Genomic DNA, 4,375 nt, shown 5'->3' with positions numbered 1-4,375 from the left:
AACCTTTCCCCTTTCCCCTTTCCCCTTTCCCCCACCAAGTCAAGGTAACTGCTAGTATAGTTATGCTTTTTTAGGGCGCATTAGCTTATTATTTATATTAGATTGCTGTTAATTTCATAAAAATTCCTGTAGATGCTTGCTTATGCACCCACAGGATTGTATAACTTTCTGATTGATTGTACGACTTTTTTATTGTTGTACAAAAATAGGATTGCTACATATTTCTACTATTCAACCGTAACACTTTTAGCAAGGTTACGAGGCTGGTCAACGTCTAAACCGCGACGGGCAGCGATGTGATAAGCCAATAGTTGCAAAGGTACAACTGTGAGTAGGGGAGAAAGTAATTCTTCTATATGGGAGACAGGAAGTAAATCGTTAAAGATTTCGCCAGCTTCGCCATCTTTAACGGGAGTCACACCAATTAAGCGGGAATCTCTGGCTTTGGCTTCTTGGGCATTGGAAATTACCTTTTCATACACACTACCAGGAACTGCGATCGCCACTACTGGAACCTTCGCATCTAATAATGCAATGGGGCCGTGTTTCATCTCGCCGGCTGGATATCCTTCGGCGTGAATATAACTAATTTCTTTTAATTTCAATGCTCCCTCTAAAGCAATGGGAAAGTTAATTCCTCTGCCGACAAAAATGAAATCTTGGGTTTCAGCAAATTCATGGGCTAACTGTTCAGTTAAACGTTCTTGACTTTCTAATGTTGATTCAATGTCTTTAGGAATTTCTCGCAAGCCATTAATAATTTTCTCTAAAGTTTCTTTAGAAGCTGTCTGCCGATGAGCTGCTAAATCTAATGCCAATGCATAAAACGCCATTAGTTGAGCGGTAAAAGTTTTTGTCGCCGCTACGCCAATTTCAATTCCAGCTAAAGTACTGATGATATTTGGTACTAAATGACCAAGGCTACTTTCTGGACGATTAGTAATACCTAAAAGTCGTGCTTCATATTTAGCTTCTTTATCCTGGCGGCGTTCTTTTTCCATGGACAAAGCTGCTAAGGTATCAGCCGTTTCTCCTGATTGAGTAACGCCAATAATCAAAGTATTGGATGTCAATGGTGAAGGTGCATAACGATACTCAGAAGCGTAATGTACTTGAGTAGAAATTCCTGCAAGTTGTTCGATTAAATATTTACCAATTAATGCCGCGTGCCAACTTGTACCACAAGCAACGATGTGAATTTGTTCTAAATCTGTGTATAAATTTTCAGGTAATCCCAGATTGATTGGCGATCGCCCATTTGCCTCTACATTATTAAAATAAGCTTCTAAACTAGCTCTTACTACCCCCGGTTGCTCGTGAATTTCCTTGAGCATGAAGTGTTTGAATCCCTGTTTTTCCACCATCGTGGGATTCAAGTTGAGTAGTCGTGGTTGCTTTTTGAGCCTATGGCCAGCGAAATTATAAATTTCAACGCCTAATGGTGTCAGGCGGGCAATTTCGCCATTTTCTAAAGGTAACACTGCACGAGTATAGGCAACGATGGCTGGTGTATCGGAAGCACAAAAGAACTCCCCTTGACCAAAACCAATCACTAAAGGCGCTTGTTGGCGAACAACAATCAATTCATCAGGATAATCAGCACAAACCACCGCCAGTGCAAATGCTCCTTCTAAGCGGTTAACAGCTTGACTAACTGCTTCTAGAAAATCACATGAGGAAGATGAAGGAGAAAAATTATTTAAAATTTCGGCGATGAGGTGGGGGATAACTTCGGTATCTGTTTCCGAACGAAAAACGTGTCTTTTTGCTTTGAGTTCTCCCCGCAACTCGCGGTAATTTTCGATAATCCCATTTTGTACCACCGCCACTCGCATAGCGGTATCCATGTGGGGATGGGCGTTGTATTCTTCTGGTTTACCATGAGTCGCCCAGCGAGTATGACCAATACCAATTTGGGCAGGGGTTTCCATTTGTTCTAGTTTAGAACGTAGGTTATGCAGCTTGCCCTTAGCCCGCACGCAATGAACTTCACCTTCCCAAATAGTCGCGATTCCAGCAGAATCATAGCCCCTGTACTCTAGTTTTTCCAGCCCAGCCAGTAAAATATCTGTTGCAGCTTGAGTGCCTATATATCCAACAATTCCGCACATTGCTCACACCATTTTTTTTCAGGATGATTACATCCAGTATAGTTGTTACCACAAACTGGGTGTTTTGCAAAGATAGGGCTGATACAAAAATGGCTAAGAAGTAAGTTTTGTTGACTGTTGACGGTTAACACTCAACAACTAATTAAAAATTACCAAAGAAAAAAGGGGGCTATGTGCTCCCTCTATGCCACTAGGTATTGTTATAAATTCTGGGCTTTGGATTGGACGGTACAAAAGTGGCTTATAGGATTTAAATACCCAGAGATTTTATCCCCATTCTAAAATTACGATTTTGTAAGGCGGGCAGTACCCAACACCAGTTGCACTTTTGCAGAACATAAGGACTGCACTGGCTTCCTGACAATGGTAAAAGTAGTTGCTATTGAACACTACAGGAGTCTTGAGTGCTGAGTTCCAAATCCTGAGTGAGGAATCAAGAAATTATTTTTGTAATTTCCTAGTTTGTATCTCAGCATCAGGTACTCAGCACTCTGCACTATGTTCTTAGTAAGCCAGACCCATACTGCGAGTTGTTTCAGCACCCAGGTAAACCCGAATGCTCAAAAAGTCTGTGGGGCAAGCAGTTTCGCAACGCTTACAGCCTACACAGTCTTCTGTACGGGGTGAAGAGGCAATTTGAGCAGCCTTGCAGCCATCCCAAGGAACCATCTCCAGTACGTCAGTGGGGCAAGCGCGGACGCATTGGGTGCAGCCAATGCAGGTATCGTAGATTTTTACGGTATGAGACATTGAAAAAACGGCTCCTTTCGAGTGTTCTTCTCTGCGAAAGAATCATAATCAACGCATAGTTTACCGCAGTGCTTGATAGGCCGTAATCAAAAGGCTACATAACTTTAAACAATTTAATAAGCACGTTAGAAAATTTGTTTTTGCGAGATCGTCCCTATTGACCTTTAAATTAAAAACACCATCGCAACGTATTTTCACCACTCGAATACCATAATATGGCTTGCTAGTAAAGTCATCTACAAAAAAATCAATTTAAAAGATGAGAACGGCAAGTTATCTATGGTACTTATTAGTTAGACACTATAGCAATCACAAATCAAGGAAATGTATAACAAAATATTAAATATTTAACAAAATTTACCAATTAAGTGTAAAGACAATGGGCTTGATTATTGCTTATCGCTTCAGACTAGTGGTTCATCGCATTAGTTATGAAAGGTTCGTAGTAATCACTTTAGTGCTTAAAAATCAAGGACTAAAGTCCTGACTACGAACATTTTTTACCTACCAGTTCTTGCATCTGTATCAATATTTTGGTGAATTGGTATAATTCATAAAAAATAAAGCGATCGCCCTGAGTATTTATGAGCGATCGTTCACCAAGAATTTTTATATTTAAATTTTTTATCCTGGCAAATTTATAATTTTTACTCCCAGATATTTTAGAGTATTTCTGAACTGGCAAATTCATCATTAATTAGAGAAAATTTTGGCAAAATAACTTGCTCGTTAGCTATTTCAATGGATTCTTCTTGGTGAGGATTGACATCAGTGAAATTATCTTTTTTATACTCCCTTTCTCTAATTTCGCGAGCAATACTTTCCAAAAGCCAAAGTTGTTCTTCCACAGACAAAGCACGGATGGAGCGCTCAATTTCGAGTAAATTCGGTGATATCATTTTGCTGGTGATTTCAAAAAGGTGTATTTTTCAAAGCTATTATACTCAGTCTATCTGGTTAATCCAGAGCGGGAGCAAATTCGCCATCATTTTTCCCACATCTATCTTTTCATCAACCAAAGTGACATTGCTATAAACAACCATTAGCCAATTTAATGACATTTTAATTAAGTATTACTGCCCAATCAAAATGTAGGGTAAGCTTGTTACATGAATTATGAAACAGCTCGAAAACTCCTGATAGATCAGACAATCCCAACCCAGGATTACCCAGATGCGCTGTTAGAGCGTATGAAACATGGGAAACCGCCAGTACCTGGTCAAATCACCTCAATTTTGTTGGCATTGAAAGTAGTGTTTGAAGCCCTCAAAGATGCCTCCGCCCTAGACCGAGAACTGGCCTTGGCGCTTTATCAGTTAAGCATCAAGACACAGCAACTATATGCCGCAGGACGTAAAGCTGGTATTGATTGGCCGCCCCTACTCAAGGAAGATTTGTTACGAATTTCCTTAGCAGCTGAGAGTATCTTTTCAGGCACATGGCAAACTTTAGGTTCTTTGGGTTTGGAGAAACTGTGAAGAAGGGAATGGAGAGTGGGGGATGGGGAGGTGGGG

Annotated in this window: 4 protein-coding genes; 1 reads left to right on the top strand and 3 read right to left on the bottom strand. The window is 40.3% G+C overall.

Annotated features, from left to right (window positions below; translation table 11 throughout):
* Positions 1-227 precede the first annotated feature (227 nt).
* From glmS to GNE10_RS32345, 3 genes are all read right to left on the bottom strand, one after another.
* Positions 228-2,111 carry a glutamine--fructose-6-phosphate transaminase (isomerizing) gene (gene glmS, locus GNE10_RS32355; RefSeq protein ID WP_185570079.1) on the bottom strand — a complete coding sequence of 628 codons (1,884 nt, stop codon included), beginning with the start codon at positions 2,109-2,111 and terminating at the stop codon, positions 228-230.
* 504 nt (positions 2,112-2,615) lie between these two features.
* On the bottom strand, positions 2,616-2,861 hold the full coding sequence (gene psaC, locus GNE10_RS32350; protein WP_012411495.1) for a photosystem I iron-sulfur center protein PsaC: 246 nt from the start codon (positions 2,859-2,861) through the stop codon (positions 2,616-2,618).
* Between the two features lie 662 nt (positions 2,862-3,523).
* Positions 3,524-3,760 carry a hypothetical protein gene (locus tag GNE10_RS32345; protein ID WP_185570077.1) on the bottom strand — a complete coding sequence of 79 codons (237 nt, stop codon included), beginning with the start codon at positions 3,758-3,760 and terminating at the stop codon, positions 3,524-3,526.
* Positions 3,761-3,970: 210 nt separating this feature from the next.
* Between GNE10_RS32345 and GNE10_RS32340 the strand changes: the two genes are divergently transcribed.
* On the top strand, positions 3,971-4,339 hold the full coding sequence (locus GNE10_RS32340; RefSeq protein ID WP_185570075.1) for a Dethiobiotin synthetase: 369 nt from the start codon (positions 3,971-3,973) through the stop codon (positions 4,337-4,339).
* The last annotated feature ends 36 nt before the right edge of the window (positions 4,340-4,375 follow it).

The organism is Nostoc sp. 2RC, from assembly GCF_014222165.1.
Lineage (GTDB): Bacteria > Cyanobacteriota > Cyanobacteriia > Cyanobacteriales > Nostocaceae > Nostoc > Nostoc linckia.
This window is presented reverse-complemented; position numbering and strand designations above follow the sequence as displayed.

Coding starts and splice junctions, on each gene's coding strand:
- psaC (WP_012411495.1), bottom strand. CDS start 2,861: ATGTCTCATACCGTAAAAATCTACGATACCTGCATTGGCTGCACCCAA.
- GNE10_RS32340 (WP_185570075.1), top strand. CDS start 3,971: ATGAATTATGAAACAGCTCGAAAACTCCTGATAGATCAGACAATCCCA.
- glmS (WP_185570079.1), bottom strand. CDS start 2,111: ATGTGCGGAATTGTTGGATATATAGGCACTCAAGCTGCAACAGATATT.
- GNE10_RS32345 (WP_185570077.1), bottom strand. CDS start 3,760: ATGATATCACCGAATTTACTCGAAATTGAGCGCTCCATCCGTGCTTTG.